Source organism: Mycobacterium sp. SMC-4 (genome assembly GCF_050205565.1).
In the GTDB taxonomy this organism is placed as follows: Bacteria; Actinomycetota; Actinomycetes; order Mycobacteriales; family Mycobacteriaceae; genus Mycobacterium.
The window spans coordinates 36,861-58,206 of record NZ_JBNMQU010000006.1 but is presented as its reverse complement, the minus strand read 5'-3'; the positions used below and the strand labels follow the sequence as shown (position 1 = coordinate 58,206).

Here is a 21,346-nt window from a genome sequence, read left to right as displayed (position 1 = left end):
ACGTTGACAGCTGACCGTGGCGCAGCACACACCCCGTCCCATCCACCGGGAAGCGGTCAGCGGCGCCCGAGCAGCGACGTTCACCATCGGCGGAGCGCCGACTCTGAGTAAGGACGCCCCCATGAACCTGTCCGCAGCTGCTGCGACCGCCGGTCTGACGTTCGCGGCGGTCACCTTGGCATCGCCCGCCCAGGCCGAGCCGTTCTTCGCGAACTACTCGCTGAACATCGAGGGCCGCTACGACTTCCACACGTGGACATGGGCGGTCACCCACTGCATCCCCGCCGCCGCCGACTGCGCGCACATCAAAGCGATCCCGATGCCCATCGCCAAGGCCTTCGAATACAGCGGCGACGCACACCTGGTCGACGGCCGCTACACGCTGGAAGTCGACGTACCCGATGGATTGCGGTGCGGCAACGTCTATTACGGTCCCGTCATCGCGACGCGCGACGTGTACACCTGGGATGCGAACACGCTGCGGGGCACGCTGACGTCGTCGTTCGCAGCGGGCTGCGACGGCGCTCCTGGTGGTGCGTTCACCTACCCGTTCGCGCTGGCGCGCCTGTAACGGTCGGCCCGCAGCGCGCACTTGTTAGATTGGCTTGATGGATACGCAGGGCCCGGTCATCGACGTCGCCAGGTACGGACCGTGGGCGGTCATCGCCGGAGGATCCGAAGGCGTCGGTGCGGAGTTCGCGAGCGCGCTGGCCGCTGACGGGTTCAACCTGGTCCTGATCGCCCGCAAGCCGGGACCGCTCGAGGACACCGCCGACCGGTGCCGGGGACTCGGCGCCGAGGTCCGCGCAATCGCCCTGGATCTGCTGGACGTCGACGCGACGTCGCGCATCGTCGAGGCGACGTCGGACGTGGAGGTCGGGTTGATGATCTACAACGCCGGCGCGAGCACCTGCAACGAGCGCTTCCTCGATGCCGAGCTCAGCGAGTTCGGCAAGGTCATCGATCTGAACACCACCCGAATGCTGGAGCTGACACAGCATTTCGGGCGCCGGATGGTGGCCCTGTCGCGAGGCGGCATCATCCTGGTGGGCTCGCTCTCGGGCTACATGGGCGCCGAGCGGCACTCGGTGTACGCGGGTGCAAAGGCATTCAGCCGGGTGTTCGCCGAGAGCCTGTGGCTGGAACTGCGCGAGCACCATGTCGACGTTCTCGAGCTCGTCCTCGGAGTGACGCGCACGCCGGCGATGGAGCGCGGTGGCCTGAACTTCGACGTGCCGGGACTCATCGTCAACGATCCGGCGGAGGTGGCCCGCGAAGGGCTGCAGCGCATCGCCGACGGTCCGGTGGTGGTTGCGGGCGGCAACGCCGAACAAGCCGCCCGTAGCAGTGGCCAGGACCGGGCCGCGGTCGTGCTCGGTGCCCACGAGAGAATCAAGCGACTCACCAGCCGCATCGACAGGTGACTGTCCCTACACCGTCTCGGGGAGCCTTGCGCCCGTGGCCAATTCGGCGTACTGACGCATCAGCCGTAGCGCGGTGGCCCGGCTGAACTCGGGGTCGCGTGCCACGACGCGGTACCCGAGGTAGTCCTCCATCGACATCAGCGTCATCGCGATGTCCTGCGCGGGACCGGTCAACGTGAACGCGCCGGCTTCGGCGCCCGCGGTCAGCAGGTCCCGGTAGAGGCCGACCTGACGGTGGTAGATGCCCTGCACATCGCCGCGCCGGTCGAGTTCGAAGCCGGCCGCCAGGACCGCGCGCCAGATCGCCCGCCACTCGGCGTCCTCGGGACCGGTGGGCAGACCCGCGGCGATCGTGACCGCCAGTCGCGTGGGCGGGTCCGCAGCCTCGGCGCCGAGACGCAGCCGTTCGTCGTAGAAGCGGATGTCGGAGCGCAACGCCAGCTCTGAGAGCAGCTCGGACATGTCTTTGAAGTAGTAGCGCACGGCGTTGGTGGTCAGCCCCAGCTCGGCGGCCACGTCGGCAAGCTTGAGGTCTGCCAGGTCGTGGCGTTCGATCAGCGCGATCGCGGCATCGAGGATGTCGCCACGCCGTTCTACCTGCCGGTTCGGCCGCGGCATACGGTGTTCACCCCCTGGCCTGTCGAATGCGGTTGACGTTCATTGTGCCGTTCCTCTTGCGCTGACGATCATCCGGGCGCATAGTTCTTTTCCACTTGGTAAAAAAACTATCGGGAGTGAGCCCAACCAGTGCGTGCCAGAGACCTCGGCGTCGTGATCGGCGAGCATCCGACCGGACCGCGCAACGCGATCACCGACGTGGCGGGGGTGCGTGTCGGCCACACCACCCTCGACCAGGACGGCCCGCCCGCCGTGCACACCGGGGTGACGGTCGTCGTCCCGCACGACGACATCTGGACCGAACCGGTGTTCGCCGGATCTCACCGACTCAACGGCAGCGGGGAACTGACCGGCCTGGAGTGGATTCGCGAGTCCGGCGAGTTGACCACCGCGATCGGACTCACCAACACCCACAGCGTCGGGGTGGTGCGCGACGAGCTGGTGGCCGAACAAGTGCGCGCCCGCGGCGACGGCGTGTACTGGTCGCTGCCGGTCGTCGGCGAAACCTATGACGGGCTGCTCAACGACATCAACGGATTTCACGTCCGCCCCGAGCATGTGCGGTCCGCACTGGCCACCGCCTCCGGCGACGCACCCGCCGAAGGCAATGTGGGCGGTGGGACCGGCATGATATGTCACGGCTTCAAGGGCGGCATCGGCACGTCGTCGCGCGTCACCGACACGGCGACCGGTCAGTACACGGTCGGCGTTCTCGTGCAAGCCAATCACGGTCGGCGGGAGCGGCTTCGAGTCAACGGTGTGCCTGTGGGCGAGCTCATCGGGCCCGCTGAGGTGCCGCTGCCGGACCTGCCCGCACGCTATGAGCCCGGCTCGGGATCGATCATCGTCATCGTCGCCACCGACGCACCGCTGCTCCCCCACCAGTGCACCCGGCTGGCCCAGCGCGCGGCGTTGGCAGTCGGCCGACTCGGCGGCACCGGCGAACAGTACAGCGGGGATCTGATGTTGGCGTTCTCCACCGGCAACCGCGGAATCCCGTCGTATGCCTGGGACGAAGACCCCGCTGTCGCCCAACCCGAGGTCGCGGTGCAAATGGTGGCCCCGCAGTTGATGACCCGGCTGTTCGATCTGACCATCGAGGCCACCGAAGAAGCGATCGTCAACGCGATGGTGGCCGCGACCACCATGACCGGCCGCAACGGCTTCACCGCCCACGCCCTCGACCACGACCTGCTGCGACGGGCGCTGCGCATCAATCCCCCATCCCCCGAGGAGGTTTCGTGACCGCTGCTCCCGCCCGGAACGAGAGTCGGCGCCTGCAGGGACACCTCGGTCCCATCGGCATCGTGTTCATGGTTGTCGCCGCAGCGGCCCCGCTGACCGTGATCGGCGGCAACATGCCGCTGGCCATGGGTCTCGGCAACGGCGCAGGTGCTCCGATGGGATTCCTGATCGCCGCGCTGGTCCTGTTGGTCTTCAGCGTCGGGTTCGTCACGATGACGCCGTATGTCCCCGAGGCGGGCGCGTTCTTCTCCTATGTGACCGTCGGGCTGGGTCAACGCATGGGCAAGGGCATCGCCGTCGTGGCGCTGATCGCCTACACCGCAATACAGATCGGCATCTACGGTTACATCGGCTGGGCCATCAACGACACCGTCGTACACTACGGCGGGCCCGTCATCGCATGGCCGGTCTACTCGTTCGCCGTACTGGCGATCGTCGCCGTGCTGGGTTACCGACACATCGAGCTCTCGGCCAAGGTGCTGGGCGTGGCGCTGGCCCTGGAGATCGGCATCGTCGTCGTGCTCGACGCGGTGATGGTCGCCAACCCCGGCCCCGCCGGCGTGACCCTGGCCTCGTTCGATCCGGCGGTGTTCACCAGCGGCACCATCGGCATCGCGATCCTGTTCGCGCTCACCGGATTCATCGGCTTCGAGTCCACCGCGGTGTTCCGCGACGAGGCCCGCGACCCGGAGCGCACCATCCCCCGCGCCACCTACGCCGCCGTCATCCTCATCGGCGCGTTCTACGCCATCACCGTGTGGGCGTTCGTCGTGGCCATCGGACCGGACCAGGTCGGCGCGGTGGCACAGCGGACCCTCGACGGTGAAGGCAACATGCTGCTCGACACCACCGGCGACATGCTCGGCACCGTGGGCCGCGACATCGTCAACGTGCTGCTGCTGACCAGTCTGTTCGCCTGTGTGCTGTCGTTCCACAACGTGATCGCGCGCTACCAGTTCGTGCTGGCCGGCAAGGGTCTGCTGCCCGCGCGGTTGGCCAAGGTGCACGACAGCCACCGGTCACCGTCGTTCTCGTCGGTGGTGCAGACGGTCACCGCGACCGTCATCATCGCGATGCTGGCCGTCTTCGGAATCGACCCGCTGGTCGGGGTTTTCGGTTCGATGGCCGGTGTCGCCACGGTCGGCATGGTGACGTTGATGCTGACCACGTCGGTGGCCGTCCTGGTGTTCTTCATCCGTGAGCGCGACCGCGTCTCGGGTCGGCTGTTCACGACGCGGATCGCGCCGAGCGTGGCGGTGGCCGGACTGCTGGCCAGCCTGTGGCTGGTGTTGTCGAACTTCACGTTGGTCACCGGCGGCAGCGCGATGCTGAGCACCATCCTGGCCGCGATCCCGTTCATCGGGCTGATCGCCGGATTCCTTGCGTGGAAGCCGACGCAGAAGCTGTCCGACTGATCACGCAATCCCATTGGGCTCGATGCGCTTTCGCGCATCGAGCACCATCAGCGCCACCGACAACGACGTCATGGATTCGGCGTCGTCGAGGTCGACTCCGAGGGTCTGCTCGAGGGCGGCCAACCGCTTGTACAGCGCCGGTCGGCTGACATGCAATCGCTGCGCCAACGCCGCTTTGTTGCCCGCCAGGCTGAGGTATTCGCGCAACATCTCGATGTCTGCGGACGCACCGGAGCCCAACAGTGGCTTGAGCTCGGTCTCGGCGAACCGCTGTACCCGAGCGTCGTCGCGCAGCAGCGTCATCAACCCGCGTAGCCGAACATCGGAGGCCCGGAAATACGGCCGCGCACTGTCGCGCATGGCCAGCGCCACCTCGGCGATGTGACTGGCCTCGGCCAGGCCGCGGATGGCGTCGGTGACCTCCGTTTCCGGCGTTCCGACCGCACACACCGAGCGGGTGATGCCGTCGGTGCGGCGCAGGTCGGCGTGCAACCGTCGTCCCAACTCCGTCAGCGACCTGTCAGGCCCGCCCCGGGCGGGGTTCAGGGACAGCAACGCGGCGATCTCGCCGTCGCGGCGGCTGGAGAACAGACCGGTGTGCCCGGCGGCGTTGATGGTGTGGGCCACGGCGTCCAGCAGCGCGACGTTGCGTCGTTGCGCGACAAGCGGATCGGTCACCGATCCGGTCCGCTCCACGCGGACGACGACCGGGTGGTAGCGCGCCGCCTTGCGTAGTCCGAGTGCGTGGGCACGTGCTGCGGCTTCCCGGTCGCCGGCCACCCGGTCCTGGAGGACGTCGTCGATCAGCCCGCTCTGCGCCTGCTGATGCAGACCGGTGTTGTTGCGCTCGACCATGCGGTTCAGCGCCAGCGCCGCGGATGCGCGTTCGAGCACCATCGTCACGCGCGGTCGGTCGTTGCCGGCCAGTGGCACGATCAACCGTCCCCACTCCTCGGTGCGCGGTCCGACCGTGGTCACCGCCCACCGCTCCGGGCCGCCGCCGGCAGTCGGTGCGCGCCGGGAACGGGTCTCCCAGTCATCGAGCAGGGTCGCCGTCTCGACGCCGTTGGCCGCGATCGCAATGGCCTGGTGGGCAAGGTCTTCCAGCACGACGGGGAGCTCGAGGATGCGGGCTGCCGCGTCGACGATCGAAGCCACCGAGGCGCGTTTGATGCTCAGTTCGGTGAATGCCTCGTGGACGCGTCGGTCGAAGGCGACCTCGTCGTACTGCTCGGCCACGATGCGCCGGTGCACGATCTCGGTGACCTCGACGAACCTGATCTGGCGGTGCAGCACGACCAGGGCCAGATCCAGACTCTCCGCCAGCGACGACATGGACTCGGGTAGTCGCGTGGATGCGAGTTCGATGACCACCCCGAGCGCTCCCGCATCAGCCAACCCGTGCAGGTACCGGCGGGGAGAGCGTCCAAGCCCCGCCGCGGTCGTCAGCACCAGCTCACCGCCCTGCAGCAGCGAGGACAGATCGGCCACCCCACCGACGTGTAGCCAGCGGATCGGCGCCGACCAGCGGCGCGCGCTCAGAACCTCGGGTTCTCCGTGCTGCACGACGGGCAGCTCGATGACCTCGCCGACTGTCACCGCCATTTACACAGTGTAAACCCGACTGCCGAGATGATTACGGTGTGCACCTACGGTGCGACCTGCGTGCGCCTGACACTGGGAGGCATGACAACGACCATCTCGCACTGGCTCGGCAACGAGCCGTTCACCGGCAGCAGCGGCGCCACCGCGCCCGTCACCAATCCGGCGACCGGCGCCGTCACCGGCCAAGTTGCGTTGGCCTCGGTCGAGGATGCGCGCGCGGTGATCGACGCGGCCGCGGCGGCCTTCCCGGCATGGCGGGACACCTCCCTGGCCAAGCGGACACAGGTGCTGTTCCGGTTCCGCGAGTTGCTCAACGAACGCAAGGGCGAGCTCGCCGAGATCATCACCTCCGAGCACGGCAAGGTCGTCTCCGACGCGCTCGGCGAGGTCAGCCGCGGCCAGGAGGTCGTCGAATTCGCTTGCGGCATCCCGCATCTACTCAAGGGCGGATTCACCGAGAACGCCTCGACCAACATCGACGCCTACTCCATCCGCCAGCCCTTGGGTCCGGTCGCGATCATCTCGCCGTTCAACTTCCCCGCCATGGTGCCGATGTGGTTCTTCCCCATCGCGATCGCGTGTGGGAACACCGTCGTGCTCAAGCCGAGTGAGAAGGATCCGTCGGCCTCGATCTGGCTGGCCAACCTGTGGGCCGAGGCCGGCCTGCCCGCGGGCGTGTTCAACGTGCTGCAGGGCGACAAGACCGCTGTCGACGAGTTGCTGACCAACCCGAAGATCAAGTCGGTGTCGTTCGTCGGCTCCACCCCGATCGCGCAGTACGTCTACTCGACCGGCACCGGGTCGGGTAAGCGCGTGCAGGCCCTCGGCGGCGCGAAGAACCACGCTGTTGTCCTGCCCGACGCCGACCTGGACCTGGCCGCCGACGCGATGGTCAATGCCGGGTTCGGCAGCGCCGGTGAGCGCTGCATGGCCATCAGTGCCTGCGTGGCGGTGGGTCCGGTGGCCGACGACCTGGTCGCCAAGATCGCCGAGCGCACGGTCGGCCTGAAGATCGGCGACGGGACGCGCAACCCGGACATGGGTCCGCTGGTGACGCAGGCGCACCGCGACAAGGTCGCCTCCTACATCGACGCCGGCGAAGCCGCCGGCGCCAAGGTCGTCGTCGACGGACGTGGGGTGCAGCCCGATGGAGCGGCCGAGGGCTTCTGGCTCGGACCGACCCTGTTGGACAACGTCACTCCCGACATGACCGTCTACACCGACGAGATCTTCGGACCGGTGCTGTCGGTGGTGCGCGTGGAGACCTACGACGAGGCGATGGAGCTCATCAACTCCAACCCGTACGGCAACGGAACCGCGATCTTCACCAACGACGGTGGTGCCGCGCGCCGGTTCCAGAACGAGGTCGAGGTCGGCATGGTCGGTATCAACGTGCCGATCCCGGTTCCCATGGCGTACTACAGCTTCGGCGGCTGGAAGGCCTCGCTGTTCGGCGACAGCCACGCCCACGGCATGGACGGCGTGCAGTTCTTCACCCGCCAGAAGGCGATCACCCAGCGCTGGCTGGATCCGTCCCACGGCGGCATCAACCTCGGCTTCCCCGAGAACAGCTAGTCGTATCGCGAGCGCGCGTGTCTGTCCCCCGACACGCCGTGTCCGACCGGACAAATGCGCGCGCTCGCGGCCGCCGAATACCACTTTTCTCCGAAGGATCACCGTGACCACGACCGAACAGACCACTTCGCTGCCCACCGGCGAGGACATCGAGGCCGCCATCGCGCGCGGTCGGCGCGCCTACGAACTGGACCGCAAGCACGTCTTCCACTCGTGGTCGGCGCAGGCGCAACTCAATCCGATGACGGTGCTGGCCGCCCAGGGCAACTACGTCTGGGACGGCGAGGGCAACAAGCTGCTCGACTTCTCGTCCCAGCTGGTGAACACCAACATCGGCCACCAGCACCCGAAAGTCGTTGCCGCCATTGCCGAACAGGCCGCGACCTTGTGCACCGTCGCGCCACAGCACGTCAACGATGCGCGCTCCGAGGCTGCACGGTTGATCGCCGAACGCACGCCCGGTGACCTGAACCGGATCTTCTTCACCAACGCCGGCGCCGACGCCGTCGAGCACGCCGTGCGGATGGCGCGGCTGCACACCGGCCGCTACAAGGTGCTCTCGCGCTTCCGCTCGTACCACGGTGGTACCGAGACCGCGATCAACCTCACCGGCGACCCGCGCCGCTGGCCCAACGACCACGGCAACGCCGGCATCGTGCACTTCCCCGGACCGTTCCTCTATCGTACGTCGTTCTACGCCGAGACCGAGGAACAGGAAAGCCAGCGCGCACTCGAGCATCTCGACCGCCTGGTGCAGATGGAAGGCCCGTCGACCATCGCGGCCATCATCCTGGAGTCGGTGCCCGGCACCGCGGGCATCATGGTGCCCCCGCCCGGTTACATGGCCGGGGTGCGCGAGATCTGCGACCGCCACGGCATCGTGTTCATCGCCGACGAGGTGATGGCCGGCTTCGGCCGGACCGGAAAGTGGTTCGCCATCGAGCATTTCGACGTGGTTCCTGACCTGATCACCTTCGCGAAGGGCGTGACCTCCGGCTACGTCCCGCTGGGTGGTGTGGCCATCAACGAGGCGATCTACTCGACCTTCGCCGATCGCCCCTACCCCGGCGGCCTGACCTACTCCGGGCATCCGCTGGCGACGGCCTGCGCGGTCGCGACCATCAACGCGATGGAAGACGAAGGCATGGTCGACAACGCGGCCCGCATCGGTGAGCAGGTTCTCGGACCGGGTCTGCGGGAGCTGGCCTCCCGGCACCGGTCGGTGGGCGAAGTGCGCGGCCTCGGCGTGTTCTGGGCGATCGAGCTGGTCGCCAACCAGGCCACCCGCGAACCGCTCGCACCCTACGGCGGCTCGAGCCCGGCGATGGCCGCGGTGCTGGCGGCGTGCAAGTCCGGCGGCCTGCTGCCGTTCGCGAACTTCAACCGCATCCATGCCGTGCCGGCCTGCAACATCACCGATGACGAAGTGGCAGAGGGACTTCGGATTCTCGATGCTGCGCTGAGCGTGGCCGACGAATACGCGGTGTGAGGCGAAGCTATACGACGCCGTAGCCCAACCTTCTTGCCGCTCCGGCGATTCGGGTCGCCAGGTCCGGATGTGACAGCGGCAATGAGAGTTTCGGCCTCGCGGGCATCGCGTCGGCTGCCGGCGCGAACAGTGCAATACACGGTGCGCCGGCGAATCGACTGTTGTATCGGAGACCGTCGAGATCCGGGTGGGCCTCGACGATGGTGCGTGCCCAGCATTGAGTGACGCCATGGGCGCCGGTAGAGATGGCATAGGTACCGCCGACGCGGGTGGCCCAAGCTCCGACGCTGTCTGCCGCGACGTCCAGGACGACGAGCGGCCGGGTGAACGAGAGCCCCGTCAGGAACGGGCGGTTTCGGGCGCGGTCAATCGTGCGATCGACTTGGAAGGCTTCGGCCAGCGCCGCGTCCGGTGTGGAAGCTCCGTACCAGACGCCCCGGTCCGGGTCTTCGCCTCCGGGCAGACGATGAGGGTCGAAGCGCAGCAGCGGTCCGAAGGTGCGTAGAGCGTTCCATGCCAGCACGTGCTCGCCCTCGGTTCTGTGGACACGCCACCACACCTCGTCGACGGTGATGACGCGGGTCTCGCCAGGCAGGAAGCCCAGGAGGCGCAACTCCTGCGGACGTGGAGGGTCCGGCAGCATCGGACCAGAGGTCACGTGGAAGCCCAGTCGCCGATCTCGATGAGGTCGAGCACAGGTTCCACGGATTCTCCGTGCAATAACCACTCTCGGACCGACTTGGGTTGGCCATCGATGATCAGTTCGTGCTGCGGCGTAAGAAGAAAGCCGGCGACTGCGGTGGGATGCAGATGCTTGGCCAGCAGCGGGGGCAGGACTCGATCGAGACCCCGAACGTGCTTGAGGGACGTGCCGAGCTTGCTGTCGACGAGTTCGAATTGGATGTTCGGGTACACCCAGGATCCGCCGTCATCGATCGCCCACAGGGTGCGATTGAGGCGGCGCTGTCGAATCCGCGAATCATTCACGCCCAATCCAGCGGCAACTTCGGAAGCGCTGTAGGCCGTGCTGTAGAGACGGGCCATGTGGGCCGTCACGTCGGCAGCGATCTCGGCGTAGGCACTCGGATCCTCAGTGAGACCGGCGTCGTCGAGCAGGCGTGCCTCGCTCGCGGTGAGCGTTACCGCCCACGGACGATGCGCCGGGAGTGCCTTGAGAGCGGCGATGAGGTCGTCTCGCCCCAAGTCGAAGCGGTCCCGCAGCAGTTGATCGAGCTCGTCAACGGTCACAGCACCACCTCCGCGTTCGTTAACGGAGGCTAACACTACCACCTTGCCGTTAGACGACGCAACGTCGATTCTGGTTGACCAGCAAGCGCCCACGCCAGCCATCGCGTCTGGCAAGATGCTGAACAGTCTGTTCATCAGACACACTGTCCAGCGAAATATCGGATGCTAAGGAGCGCCACGCGATGCCGGAGACGGCGACCGACCCGGGCCCCCAGCCGACCACCTATGACGCCGCGTGGGTGCGCGCGAAGTACGCGTTCGAACGGGACAAGCGTCTGCGACCCGACGCCGTCGGGCAGTACATCGAGGTCACCGCCGATTTCTCGCACTACGCCGACGACCCGTACACCGACTGGGTGGAGCGCGAACCGGTCCGCGACCACGTGCAGGTGCTGATCATCGGGGGCGGGCTGGGCAGCTTGGTCGCCGCCGCACGGCTGCACGAAGCCGGCATCACCGACATCCGCGTGGTCGACACGGCGGGCGACTTCGGCGGCACGTGGTACTGGAACCGCTACCCCGGCGCGCAGTGCGACATCGAGTCCTACATCTACTTACCGCTGCTCGAAGAGCTGAACTACATGCCGACCGAGCGCTACGCGCACGGCCCCGAGATCCGCGCCCACCTGCAGGCGATCGCCCGCCACTACGGCCTCTACGACACCGCGCTGCTGTCGACGACCGTGACCGGCATGTGCTGGGACGAGCAGGCGAAACACTGGGAGATCTCGACCAACCGCGGCGACGTGTTCACCGCAACCCTGGTCACCGTCTCCCCCGGCTCCCTGACTCGGCCCAAACTGCCTGGCATTCCTGGCATCAACGAGTTCCGCGGGCACACCTTCCACACCAGCCGCTGGGACTACGGCTACACCGGCGGAGACGAGTCCGGCGGCCTGACCGAGCTGGTCGACAAGCGCGTGGGCATCATCGGTACCGGCGCCACCGGCCTGCAGTGCATTCCCCACCTGGGGCGGTGGGCGAAGAAACTGTATGTGTTTCAACGGACTCCGAGCACCGTCGCCGAACGAGGCAACCGGCCGACCGACCCCACGTGGGCGACGACGCTGACGCCGGGTTGGCAACGCGACCGAATGGAGAACTTCACCCGCGTCACCTGTGGCGTGGAAATGGACCGCGACCTCGTCGACGACGGCTGGACCCGCAACGCACTGGACTTGACCGACCCCGCCGTCATCCGCGAAACCGCGCGGCTGGGTCGGGAATTGACTCCGGACGAGATCACCGAGTTCCTGTACCGCCTGGACTTCGAGACGATGGAAAGGTTGCGCAAACGCATCACCGACACCGTGCGCGACCCGAAGACCGCCGAAGCACTCAAGCCGTGGTTCAAGCTGATGTGTAAGCGCACCGGCTACCACGACGACTACCTGGAGACGTTCAACCGCGACAACGTCGAGTTGGTCGACACCGACGGCCGCGGCGTCGAACGCTTCACCGCGACCGCCGCGGTGGTCGGCGGTGTCGAACGCGAACTCGACGCACTGATTTTCGCGACGGGATTCGAGGTCGGTACCGAGTTCACGCGCCGGCTCGGGTTCGAGATCGTCGGCCGGGACGGGGTGCGCCTGTCCGACAAGTGGGCCAAAGGCATGCGGACGCTGCACGGGTTGCAGACCCACGGGTTTCCCAACTGCTTCTTCCTCGGTTACACCCAGTCCGGGGTCTCGCCCAACTACACGCACACCGCCGAGGAGCGTGCCCGCCACTTCGCCTATCTGGTCAAGACTTTCGTCGACCGCGGAGCCTCGACCATGGAAGCCACACTCGAGGCCGAGGAGCGGTGGCTGGCGACCATGAACGAGGCCGGGGAGAAAGCCAAGGCCTTCTACGCCGACTGCACCCCGAGCTACCTCAGTTCCGAAGGCGACAAGGACAACCCGCACGGCATGCTGTCCACCAACTTCGGCGGCAAGCCCGTGGAGTTCTTCGACATGCTGGCCCAGTGGCGCGCCGCGGGAACGTTGGACGGGGTGACGGTGACGTGACCAAGACAGACGGCACGACAACGAAACTGACGATGCGGGACCGCCACCGCATCATGACCCGCGACCACATCATGGCCGCAGCACTCGAAGCGTTCGCCGAACGCGGTTACGTCGCGGTGACCATCGACGACATCGTGCGCCGCGCCGGCATCGGCCGGGCGACGTTCTACCTGCATTTCGACAGCAAGGCCGCCGTGCTGCGCGAGCTCCGAAACACCCGAATGATGGTGTGGTCCCAGCAGGACGCTCCACGCGGCGGCAAGTCCGGCCGCCCCTCGGTACGGGCATTCTTCGAGAAGGTCGTCGACTTCTATACAGCCGCACCGGAACTGTATATGGCGCTGCACCAGGCGCGGGCCGCCGATCCGGAGTTCGCCGCCGCCCACCGCGCCACCATGGAAGCCAATGTCGACGAGTGGGTGCGCGCCGACGCGATGCCCGGAGCCACCGAAGCCCAGATCCGGCTGGCTATCGCGATGATGTACACCATGGTCGATTCGTTCATGCACCTGTGGCTGGTCGACGGCTGGCCCTTGGACCGGGACGCGGCGATCGACGCGATGACCGATGCCCTGCACGCCACCATGCGCTGAATCCGTTGATAGGAAACACATGTCGCGATACCTTCACCTGAACCTGGTCGCCAACGACATCAATCTGCACCAGGGCGCCTACGGCTACGAGCAAGCCCACGGCATCGCCGACCGCAGCACGTTCGAGCGGCTGCTGGAGTACGGCCGATTCGGCGACGAAGGGCTATTCACCGCACTGTTCGTCGGCGACATTCCCGGTATGCAGGGCTCACCGGCCTTCGACGGCGGACCCGCCGAACCGATCACCGCACTGACGGCCATTTCGCAACACACCAAGCATGTGGGGCTGATCGCGACGGCGTCGACGACCTTCTACGACCCGTACAACCTGGCTCGCCTGCTGGCCTCGCTGGATCAGGCCTCCGACGGCCGCGCCGGGTACAACGCGGTCACCTCCGTCATCGACGACTTCGCGTTGAACTACAGCCTCGAGCAGCACCTCAGCCGCGAGGAACGCTACGCGCGCGCCGACGAGTTCCTCGACGTGCTACGGGCGCTGTGGGACAAGCGCGAGCTGCGCCGCGACGCCGACGGGCGCACCCGCTTTCACGCAGAACCGATCAATCACCGCGGCAGCCTGTTTCAGGTCACCGGTCCGCTCAACGTCGCGCCGTCCCGGCAGGGACGGCCACTGATCGCCCAGGCGGGCGGTTCCGGCGCAGGCATCAAGGTCGCGGCCAAACACGCTGAGATGGTGTTCACCAACTCCTCGACGCGCGAGAGCGCCGCGACCTATCGTCAGACCCTCGACAAGGCACTCGTCGAACAGGGGCGCACACCCGGCTCCATTCCGGCAATCCCGGGCCTGATTCCATACGTGGCCCGGACCAGAGCCGAAGCCGAAGAACGGTTGCACGAGCTGGACAGCTTCGTCGACTGGGCGCCCATCGCGCCGTTCGCGTTGGGCCAGTTCGGAATCTCGGTCCCGCTCGAGGACATCGACGCACCGTTCCCGGTGGCGTCGCTGCCTGTCCCCGAAGATGTCGAGAAGACGATCAAGAGCACGTTCGGTAATTACGTCGGCCTGTACAACTGGATCCAGGAGCGTCCGGGAGTGACAGTCCGAGAGGTGGTCGCGCAGGCCGTCGGTCGTGGCGGCGCCACCCACCGCAAGTTCGTCGGCTCCTACGACGACCTCGTCGAGGACTTGGCGGCGTGGTTCGACGACGGCAACGTCGGCGGCTTCAACCTGATGTTCTCCGCTGGTGCGCAGTCGATTCGGGAGTTCATCGACGAGGTGGTCCCTCGACTGATCGACCGGGGCATCTACCGCGGCACACCGGACGACCGGCCGTTGCGCGAGCGGTTCTAGTCCTCAGCCAGGCCAACGCTCGGTGATCAGCTCGGTCATCGCCTCCACCCAGGCATCATCGAGGGCGGCGTCGCTGCGCAGCAGGATGCGGAATATCGCGCTGCCGGCGACGACTTCGGCCAGCATCGGCAGGGCATCACCTCCGCGACGCTGCTGACCGAAGCGTGTCTCGAAGTCGGCGAGGTTTCCTGCCAGACGCGTGATCATCGTGCGGTGCAGTTCGGGGTCGGCGACGGTGTCAGCGATCAGGCCGGGAAGTGCCACGCGCACTTCGGGTCTGTCGAACATCGCGCGGGTGGTGGCGACGAGTGCCCGGATGTCGTCTCGGATGTCGCCGGTGTCTTCGGGGATGGGAATCGTCTCGTCGGGCAGCACGGCCTCGTGGACGAGGTGGACCTTGCCGGACCAGCGCCGGTAGATGGCGGCTGTCGTGGTCCCGGCGTGGGCGGCGATGGCGGACAGTGACAGTGCCGAATATCCGGTCTGCATGATGAGTTCACGGGTGGCGGCGATGATCGCGGCGTCGATCCGACTGTCCCGGGGGCGGCCCGGAGCCTTGCCATCTGCGCGCTGATCTGCTGTCATGACCACAGTGTAATTTCGATGCAGTCCGCATCGTATCTGATGGAGAACGTGTGAACCTCAGCCCGCTCGACGAGTACCCGATCCATCAGGTGCCGGCGCCGATCTCGACACCGGCCACGTCGGATCGCAATTTCTACGACCGGTCATACTCGAACGTGCTGGACCGCGAGGGTCGGTTCATGGCGCTCACCGGGATCGGCTATTACCCGCGTCTCGGCGTCAAGGACGCCTACTTCGTCGTCCGGCGGGGCGATACCCAGACCGCCGTGCACCTCAGCGACGCGATCGACGACGATCGACTGCACCAGCACGTGGGTGGGTACCGTCTGGACGTCGTCGACCCCTTGCAGGAACTGCACCTGACACTGGCCGAGACCGAGGGGATCTCCGCCGATCTGACGTGGCGCGGGCTGTTCCCCGCCGCGCTGGAGCGTCCCCATGAGATGTTGACCGAACGTCGAGTCACGTTGCAGGCGTGCCGTTTCGCGCAAGTCGGCAGCTGGGAGGGCTGGATCGACGTCGATGGTGACCGGATGACGGTCGACCACAGCACCAGCGTGGGTGCGCGCGACCGGTCATGGGGTATCCGCCCCATCGGCGAGCCGGAGCCTGCCGGGCGCCCCGACGGCGCCTTCAACGGCATGTGGTGGCTGTACCTGCCATTGGTTTTCGACGACTACCAGCTGTTCCTGATCCTGCAGGAAGATGCGAACGGCCACCGCAGCCTCTACGACTGCACCCGACGATGGCGCGACGGCCGCGTCGAACAGCTCGACGGGGTGCGCGCGACCATCCACTACACGCCCGGAACGCGGATCCCGCACGGGGCGCACGTCGAGTTCATGAACCGGGCCGGCGACCGCATCCAGCTCGACATCGAGTCGAAGCTGTTCGCCCCTATCGCTTTCGGATCCGGCTACGGCGGGGATTCGTCCTGGGCGCACGGCACCTGGAAGGGCGGACCGTTCACCGAGCGAGTCAGCTTCGACCTGACCGATCCCGCCGTGATGGCCCGCGCACCGTTCAGCCTCATCGACCATGTCGGGGCGGCAGTGTGCACCGAACCCGACGGACACGTCCGTCATGGCGCCGGACTGTTCGAACACGGCGTGATCGGACCGCACCACCCGTCCGGATTCTCGGACTGGACCGACGTGGCGGGCTGAGAATGCCCCCGACCACTCTCGACTTCGACGCGGTCACCGATGACCGGTTCGGCGGCAAAGCCGCCGGTCTCGCCGAGCTACGACGCCTGGGCCTCGATGTGCCGGCCGGATTCGTCATCGCCGACGCGTCGGCGCCCGGCTCACTGAACGAGGCCGTCGCGCAGTTCATCCGCATGCTCGCCAACGGAACCCGCGCAGTGGCGGTGCGATCGTCGGCGACGGGCGAGGACGGCAATGATCAATCGTTCGCCGGGCAATACGACACGGTGCTCGGTGTCGCAACCGCCGAAGACTTCGCCGCGGCGGTGCGCCGGTGTGTCGACTCGGTGACATCTGCACGCGCGTCGGCCTACAGCGGGCAAGCCGCGGCCACCATGCACGTCGTCGTCCAGGAAATGGTCGACGCGCGCGCCGCGGGTGTGGTGTTCACCGCCGATCCGACGACCGGTCGGCGCGACCTCATGGTCATCGACGCCGTCACCGGTCTCGGTGAATCGCTGGTCGACGGCTCTGCCTCCCCCGACCACATCGTGCTGAATCCTGACGGGACCACCGCGGTGCACGAAGTCGGCGCATCTCCGGTACTTGTTCGCTCCGAGGTGGACGGAATCCGTGCCGGCGCCCTGCGTGCCGCGCAGCATTGGGGCCGGCCGATGGATCTGGAATGGGCGATCGACCAGTCGGGGCGGTTGTGGTGGCTGCAGGCGCGGCCGATCACCACGCTTCCCGGTGATCTCAACGAAATGGATTCGCCCGTCGCCGGATCCGATCATGTCTACACCCGGTGCAACATCGGCGAGATGATGCCCGGCGCGTTCTGTCCGCTGACCGCGTCGGTGTCCGGGTACGCCATCGACTACGCGATGCAGATGACACAAGTGGTTGCTCGCGCCCAGCCGCGCTACGAGAAGCCGTGGTTGCAGGTCGGCTACTTCTACGGCCACATGTTCCTGAACCTGACCGAGGGCACCGCCCTGAGTTCGGGCATTCTCGGGAACTCCCGGGAACAGTTCTCGATGTCGATCTGCGGCCGGGTCGTCGACGAGCTGGAAGCCAAACCACCGCAACCTTTTCGGCGAAAACTGGTGAACACCATCCTGTTGACGTCCCATGCGCTGTCGGCCGGGCCAGCGATCCGGCGGTTGGACAGTCAGATCAACGGGTGGCCGATCCCGACCAGTCGGGACGCGCGGATTGTCCTGCAGCAGTTGGAATTCGGTGTCCAGCTGTACTGCGATGTGACGCTGACCCATGTACGGTCCTCCTCGCGTGCGGCAGTGGCCGCCAACATCCTCGAGAGTGTCCTGGTCCGGCAGGCCGTCAAGAGCGGTGGCAGCGAAGAAGAGGGACAGGCCGAGGCGACGCGTCTGATGGCCGGCGCGAGCGACGTCGAAAGCGCGATGATGCTCGACCAACTGCAGGCTGTCGTCCGCACCATTGCCGCGGATACCGCTGCGGCCGAACGATTCGTCTCGGCCGCAGCGGAAGACGCGGTGACTGCCGTACGAGGAACCGACAGTGCTGCCGGAGCGGCTCTACGGGAGTTCTTGCGGCGGCACGGTCATCGGGGCTATCGCGAGCTGTGCATGCGGGATCCGTCGTGGGCCGAGGATCCCGCCGGACTGGGCGCGATGATGCAGGTCATGCTGCGGGCGGCACCGTCGGACGGCGGTCCCGGGTCTGCCCGGACAGAGGCGCCGACGTCGCGCGCCATCCGGGTTCTCGCCCGCCTCGCGCAGGTCGGTGCGCGCGGCCGCGAGGAGACGAAATCCAAGATGGCGCTGATGGCGCACCGGCTCAAGCGTGGCTACCGCCATCTGGGCGAGGTGCTGGCGGCATCGGGCCGGCTACCGGACGCCGACCTGGTGTTCTTCTTCGACCGCAGCGAGTTGCCGCGCCTCGTCGGCGACGACGACGTCACCGACCTGGTGCAGCGTGCTGTGCAGCGGCGGGAGGCGCTGCCGTTCCAGGATGCGCTGGAGTTCGACGATGTGTCGGTCGGCAAGCCCACGCCCGTCGTCGCACCGCTGGCAAGCACGTTCACCGATGACCAGATCGTCGGCCGACCCGCCAGCCGCGGCACGGTCGAAGGCACTGTGCGCCTGGCGAAGTCGATCGTCGACGCCCGCTCGGTGCAGCCCGGTGAGATCCTGGTCGCACCGGTCACCGACGTCGGCTGGACGCCCTACTTCACCGTGATCGCCGCGCTGGTCACCGACATCGGCAGCTCGGTCTCCCACGGCGCGGTGGTCGCCCGCGAGTACGGGCTGCCGTGCGTGGTCAACACGCTCATCGGCACCCAGGTGTTGCGCACCGGCGACCGGGTGCGCGTCGATGGTGACCGGGGGCTGGTGACGCGGCTGTCGGAGTGACGGGCGGTGACCAACGATCCTCACCCGACAGGTGCCGCGGGCGTACCGTCGATCTCGGCATTGGAGGTTCTCGGTCCCGTCAGCGCTCGCTGAGTTGCAGCACCCGCACGCTCACCTCCAGCTGAAAGCGGTCGGCCGGGTTCTTCAGGGACAGGCCGGTGAGCTCCTCGATGAGCTTTATCCGGTACAGCAGGCTGTGCCGGTTCAGGAACAGTGTCCGGGCGGCCGCACTGGTGTTCGTGGCCTCGTCGAGGAGGACCTCCAGCGTGCGCACCAGCTGGCCGCGACGGGTCCTGTCGTAATCGATCAGCGGCTTCAAGGTCTGCAGGACGGTCGCCATGCTGGTCGGGTGCCGGCGAAGCACCTCGGCGAAATGCGCGGGACCGGCCGCGTCGGTCGGCACCGCCGACGGCGCCGCGGAGGTGAGGGTGAACCCGCTCCGGTGCTCCGGCGGCAACAGCACCCAGCTGGCCAGTTCCTCCGGGAACGCACTGGTTTTCCTTGCGGCGCCTAATAATTCGGACACCATCGCTGCCGGCGGGGCCGAAGCGAAGTGGCTCATCACGAGGTCGTCGGTCACCGACGACCGCACGGTCATCCCGGCCGCGCCGGCGAGCTCCTGAAGAGCGGTCGCGAACGCGTCGGCGACGACGTTCCATTCGGCGCTCACCCGTTCGCGTCGCCCGATGACCAGCTGGACGTGCGACTCGTGCCCGGATGGGGTGAGCAGCGGCAGCAGCGTGCGCTGCACCTCGGCGAAGGCGATTTCCCAGGGCAGATGGATCAGCGGGAAGTCGTGACGGTCGGCGAGCGGGACGAGCGCGTCGAACAGCTCGTCGACGGCCACCAGGGGCGGTGGGCTCACCACCACCCCGGCCGCCGGGGAGGAGATCACGAACGTCAGGAACTCGAGGACACCGGGCTGCCGGATGTCGGCGCCGGTGGTCAGCACCAGATCGCCGGGCCGTACGAAGGACTCGGCGGGTGCGTGCATGATGTCGACCCACCGGACCTCACGGTCGAGCCCCCGGTGTCCGGCGACGACCGAACCCCGATCCAGTGGCGGAACGGTCAATGCCGCCGTCACGCTCAGCGACGACTCCCGCGACATGACGTCCCTTCTCATGATCGTCGGCCCCGGCGGACCCGCGTGGCAGGGCAGACGGTATCAGCGCCCGGGCGACGCGGGTGCGCCGGTGACCACCGCCGGGCGAGGCCCGAACCGCGGTGGCCACCGGCCGACCAAGATCACGATTTCGGCGAGAGCGACCCCAAATCGTCCGACCGACGACTGAGCAGCATGCCGACCCCGAAGAACACCAGCGGCATGACACCGAACACGACCGCGAGGGTGGGCGAGCCCCCGACCACGAGGGTGAGATTCGATACCACCAGCACCAGCGCCGCCGCGAGCGCGAGTGTCGCGAAAGAGGCCAGCACCACCTTCCCCGTCGAATCACCGCGACGCACGAAGAAGATGACCACCGAGATCGTCGTCAACAGCCACAGAATCGACAGCGCCAGGATCCCCAGGCCGCCCAGCGGACCGAAGATCTCGAGCACAGGGTCCAGCTGCAGTGCGGCGAGGATGCCCATGACCACGAAGGACACCACGGTGATGACCAGCGAGGCGTTCGCCGGGGACCCGTGCTTGGCGTGGACCTCACCGATCTTGCGCGAGAAGACCCCACTCTGACCGAGGACGAACGCGTACCTCGAGCTGATGTTGTGGAAGGCCAGGGCGCAGGCGAACACGCTGACGAACCACAGGACGGTGTTCAGGTCACGCCCCAGCATTCCCAGGTACTGCTGCGCCGTGTTGACCATGAAGTTGTCGGGGTCGTCCTTGGCTGCCTGGATCGCGTCCGGCCCGCCGTTGCCCTCGATCAACGCCCAGCTCGAGAACGCGTAGAACACGGCCACGATGCCGACCGCCCAGTACGTCGCCCGGGGCACCGTACGGTCCGGGTCCTTGGCCTCGTCGCGGAACACCGCGGTCGCCTCGACGCCCACGAAGCCCCACAGCGCGTACAGCAGTGCGATACCGACACCGCCGGCCAGGCCCTGCGGGGTGAACGAATCGCCGGTCAGGCCTTGCTCCCCGCCCCGCAGCACGATGACCAGGTCGAGGACCACCAGGATCGCGACCTCGGACAGCAGGAAGATCCCCAGCACCTTCGCGCTGAGGTCGATGTCGCGATACCCGAGCCAGGCGACCACCGCCAGGACCAGCGCGGTCAGGAACCACCACGGGATGGACGGTCCGTTGAAGCGCTCGATGAGCCCTGCGAGGATGACCCCGTCGTACGCCGAGACGCCCAGCAGCGTCGCCATGTACGCCGGGAGGGCAAGCACCGCCGCGCCGGTCCCCGCCGCCTTGCCCAGCGACGTCCGGATGTAGGCGTAGAACGCGCCCGCATCTTTGACGTACTTCGACATCGCCACGAAGCTGGCCGCGAACAGCAGGAAGATCACACCCGCGACCAGGAACGCGACCGGGATGCCGGTGGTCTCACCGAGCACCATCGCGATCGGCACGTTGCCGCCGATGGTCGACAACGGCGCCGCGGCGGCCACCACCATCAAGACGATGGCAGTGACACCGAGATTTCCGCGCAGACGGCCACCAGGGCGGTCCGGCGACGACGCACGATCGAGTGTGTCGTCCGCGTTGACCACGTCGGACATGG

Annotated in this window: 18 protein-coding genes; 11 read left to right on the top strand and 7 right to left on the bottom strand. The window is 67.2% G+C overall.

Going from position 1 to position 21,346, the window contains the following annotated elements; translation table 11 throughout:
• Positions 1-121 precede the first annotated feature (121 nt).
• Complete coding sequence (locus tag ACQI46_RS12235; protein ID WP_427094270.1) at positions 122-571, top strand: hypothetical protein; 450 nt, start codon at positions 122-124, stop codon at positions 569-571.
• Positions 572-608: 37 nt separating this feature from the next.
• Positions 609-1,424 (top strand): SDR family NAD(P)-dependent oxidoreductase, encoded by an 816-nt coding sequence (locus ACQI46_RS12230; protein WP_427094269.1) that lies wholly within the window; start codon positions 609-611, stop codon positions 1,422-1,424.
• A gap of 6 nt (positions 1,425-1,430) precedes the next feature.
• Here the strand turns inward: ACQI46_RS12230 and ACQI46_RS12225 are convergent, their stop codons facing one another.
• A complete protein-coding gene (locus ACQI46_RS12225) occupies positions 1,431-2,042 on the bottom strand; it encodes a TetR/AcrR family transcriptional regulator (RefSeq protein ID WP_427094268.1) in 612 nt (203 codons plus the stop codon).
• A gap of 129 nt (positions 2,043-2,171) precedes the next feature.
• On the opposite strand from ACQI46_RS12225, the gene ACQI46_RS12220 reads away from it, so the two are divergent.
• Both ACQI46_RS12220 and ACQI46_RS12215 read left to right on the top strand, forming a co-directional pair.
• On the top strand, positions 2,172-3,287 hold the full coding sequence (locus ACQI46_RS12220) for a P1 family peptidase (protein WP_427094267.1): 1,116 nt from the start codon (positions 2,172-2,174) through the stop codon (positions 3,285-3,287).
• A gap of 68 nt (positions 3,288-3,355) precedes the next feature.
• Positions 3,356-4,702 (top strand): APC family permease, encoded by a 1,347-nt coding sequence (locus ACQI46_RS12215; protein ID WP_427094505.1) that lies wholly within the window; start codon positions 3,356-3,358, stop codon positions 4,700-4,702.
• Here ACQI46_RS12215 and ACQI46_RS12210 read toward each other — a convergent pair whose 3' ends face one another.
• Entirely contained in the window at positions 4,703-6,307 is a 1,605-nt protein-coding gene (locus ACQI46_RS12210) for a PucR family transcriptional regulator (RefSeq protein ID WP_427094266.1), read from the bottom strand.
• An 81-nt stretch (positions 6,308-6,388) separates the two neighbouring features.
• Here ACQI46_RS12210 and ACQI46_RS12205 point away from each other — a divergent pair, with 81 nt between their 5' ends.
• Both ACQI46_RS12205 and ACQI46_RS12200 read left to right on the top strand, forming a co-directional pair.
• Positions 6,389-7,882, top strand: coding sequence for a CoA-acylating methylmalonate-semialdehyde dehydrogenase (locus ACQI46_RS12205; RefSeq protein WP_427094265.1), 1,494 nt, complete (start codon positions 6,389-6,391; stop codon positions 7,880-7,882).
• A 103-nt stretch (positions 7,883-7,985) separates the two neighbouring features.
• On the top strand, positions 7,986-9,371 hold the full coding sequence (locus ACQI46_RS12200; protein ID WP_427094264.1) for an aspartate aminotransferase family protein: 1,386 nt from the start codon (positions 7,986-7,988) through the stop codon (positions 9,369-9,371).
• Positions 9,372-9,378: 7 nt separating this feature from the next.
• Here the strand turns inward: ACQI46_RS12200 and ACQI46_RS12195 are convergent, their stop codons facing one another.
• Both ACQI46_RS12195 and ACQI46_RS12190 read right to left on the bottom strand, forming a co-directional pair.
• On the bottom strand, positions 9,379-10,014 hold the full coding sequence (locus ACQI46_RS12195; RefSeq protein WP_427094504.1) for an RES family NAD+ phosphorylase: 636 nt from the start codon (positions 10,012-10,014) through the stop codon (positions 9,379-9,381).
• 11 nt (positions 10,015-10,025) lie between these two features.
• Complete coding sequence (locus tag ACQI46_RS12190) at positions 10,026-10,619, bottom strand: DNA-binding protein (RefSeq protein WP_427094503.1); 594 nt, start codon at positions 10,617-10,619, stop codon at positions 10,026-10,028.
• Between the two features lie 182 nt (positions 10,620-10,801).
• Here ACQI46_RS12190 and ACQI46_RS12185 point away from each other — a divergent pair, with 182 nt between their 5' ends.
• The 3 genes from ACQI46_RS12185 to ACQI46_RS12175 are packed head-to-tail and all read left to right on the top strand — an operon-like array spanning position 10,802 to position 14,533.
• Positions 10,802-12,628 (top strand): flavin-containing monooxygenase, encoded by a 1,827-nt coding sequence (locus tag ACQI46_RS12185; RefSeq protein ID WP_427094263.1) that lies wholly within the window; start codon positions 10,802-10,804, stop codon positions 12,626-12,628.
• Positions 12,625-13,221 (top strand): TetR/AcrR family transcriptional regulator, encoded by a 597-nt coding sequence (locus ACQI46_RS12180; protein WP_427094262.1) that lies wholly within the window; start codon positions 12,625-12,627, stop codon positions 13,219-13,221. The genes ACQI46_RS12185 and ACQI46_RS12180 overlap by 4 nt, the downstream gene beginning before the upstream one ends.
• Before the next feature lie 19 nt (positions 13,222-13,240).
• Complete coding sequence (locus tag ACQI46_RS12175) at positions 13,241-14,533, top strand: NtaA/DmoA family FMN-dependent monooxygenase (RefSeq protein ID WP_427094261.1); 1,293 nt, start codon at positions 13,241-13,243, stop codon at positions 14,531-14,533.
• 3 nt (positions 14,534-14,536) lie between these two features.
• On the opposite strand, the gene ACQI46_RS12170 is transcribed toward ACQI46_RS12175, so the two are convergent.
• A complete protein-coding gene (locus tag ACQI46_RS12170) occupies positions 14,537-15,118 on the bottom strand; it encodes a TetR-like C-terminal domain-containing protein (protein ID WP_427094260.1) in 582 nt (193 codons plus the stop codon).
• Positions 15,119-15,168: 50 nt separating this feature from the next.
• On the opposite strand from ACQI46_RS12170, the gene ACQI46_RS12165 reads away from it, so the two are divergent.
• Positions 15,169-16,284 carry a hypothetical protein gene (locus tag ACQI46_RS12165; RefSeq protein WP_427094259.1) on the top strand — a complete coding sequence of 372 codons (1,116 nt, stop codon included), beginning with the start codon at positions 15,169-15,171 and terminating at the stop codon, positions 16,282-16,284.
• A gap of 2 nt (positions 16,285-16,286) precedes the next feature.
• Positions 16,287-18,656 (top strand): PEP/pyruvate-binding domain-containing protein, encoded by a 2,370-nt coding sequence (locus tag ACQI46_RS12160; RefSeq protein ID WP_427094258.1) that lies wholly within the window; start codon positions 16,287-16,289, stop codon positions 18,654-18,656.
• A gap of 79 nt (positions 18,657-18,735) precedes the next feature.
• On the opposite strand, the gene ACQI46_RS12155 is transcribed toward ACQI46_RS12160, so the two are convergent.
• Positions 18,736-19,782 (bottom strand): PucR family transcriptional regulator, encoded by a 1,047-nt coding sequence (locus tag ACQI46_RS12155; protein WP_427094257.1) that lies wholly within the window; start codon positions 19,780-19,782, stop codon positions 18,736-18,738.
• A 122-nt stretch (positions 19,783-19,904) separates the two neighbouring features.
• Positions 19,905-21,344, bottom strand: a complete 1,440-nt coding sequence (locus ACQI46_RS12150) for an APC family permease (RefSeq protein ID WP_427094256.1) — start codon at positions 21,342-21,344, stop codon at positions 19,905-19,907.
• Positions 21,345-21,346 lie beyond the last annotated feature (2 nt).

Excerpts from the sequence above, each read along its gene's own strand:
- ACQI46_RS12155 (WP_427094257.1), bottom strand. The coding sequence starts at position 19,782 with ATGAGAAGGGACGTCATGTCGCGGGAGTCGTCGCTGAGCGTGACGGCG.
- ACQI46_RS12150 (WP_427094256.1), bottom strand. The coding sequence starts at position 21,344 with ATGTCCGACGTGGTCAACGCGGACGACACACTCGATCGTGCGTCGTCG.
- ACQI46_RS12170 (WP_427094260.1), bottom strand. The coding sequence starts at position 15,118 with ATGACAGCAGATCAGCGCGCAGATGGCAAGGCTCCGGGCCGCCCCCGG.
- ACQI46_RS12225 (WP_427094268.1), bottom strand. The coding sequence starts at position 2,042 with ATGCCGCGGCCGAACCGGCAGGTAGAACGGCGTGGCGACATCCTCGAT.
- ACQI46_RS12160 (WP_427094258.1), top strand. The coding sequence starts at position 16,287 with ATGCCCCCGACCACTCTCGACTTCGACGCGGTCACCGATGACCGGTTC.
- ACQI46_RS12215 (WP_427094505.1), top strand. The coding sequence starts at position 3,356 with ATGGTTGTCGCCGCAGCGGCCCCGCTGACCGTGATCGGCGGCAACATG.
- ACQI46_RS12235 (WP_427094270.1), top strand. The coding sequence starts at position 122 with ATGAACCTGTCCGCAGCTGCTGCGACCGCCGGTCTGACGTTCGCGGCG.
- ACQI46_RS12175 (WP_427094261.1), top strand. The coding sequence starts at position 13,241 with ATGTCGCGATACCTTCACCTGAACCTGGTCGCCAACGACATCAATCTG.
- ACQI46_RS12195 (WP_427094504.1), bottom strand. The coding sequence starts at position 10,014 with ATGCTGCCGGACCCTCCACGTCCGCAGGAGTTGCGCCTCCTGGGCTTC.
- ACQI46_RS12185 (WP_427094263.1), top strand. The coding sequence starts at position 10,802 with ATGCCGGAGACGGCGACCGACCCGGGCCCCCAGCCGACCACCTATGAC.
- ACQI46_RS12205 (WP_427094265.1), top strand. The coding sequence starts at position 6,389 with ATGACAACGACCATCTCGCACTGGCTCGGCAACGAGCCGTTCACCGGC.
- ACQI46_RS12230 (WP_427094269.1), top strand. The coding sequence starts at position 609 with ATGGATACGCAGGGCCCGGTCATCGACGTCGCCAGGTACGGACCGTGG.
- ACQI46_RS12210 (WP_427094266.1), bottom strand. The coding sequence starts at position 6,307 with ATGGCGGTGACAGTCGGCGAGGTCATCGAGCTGCCCGTCGTGCAGCAC.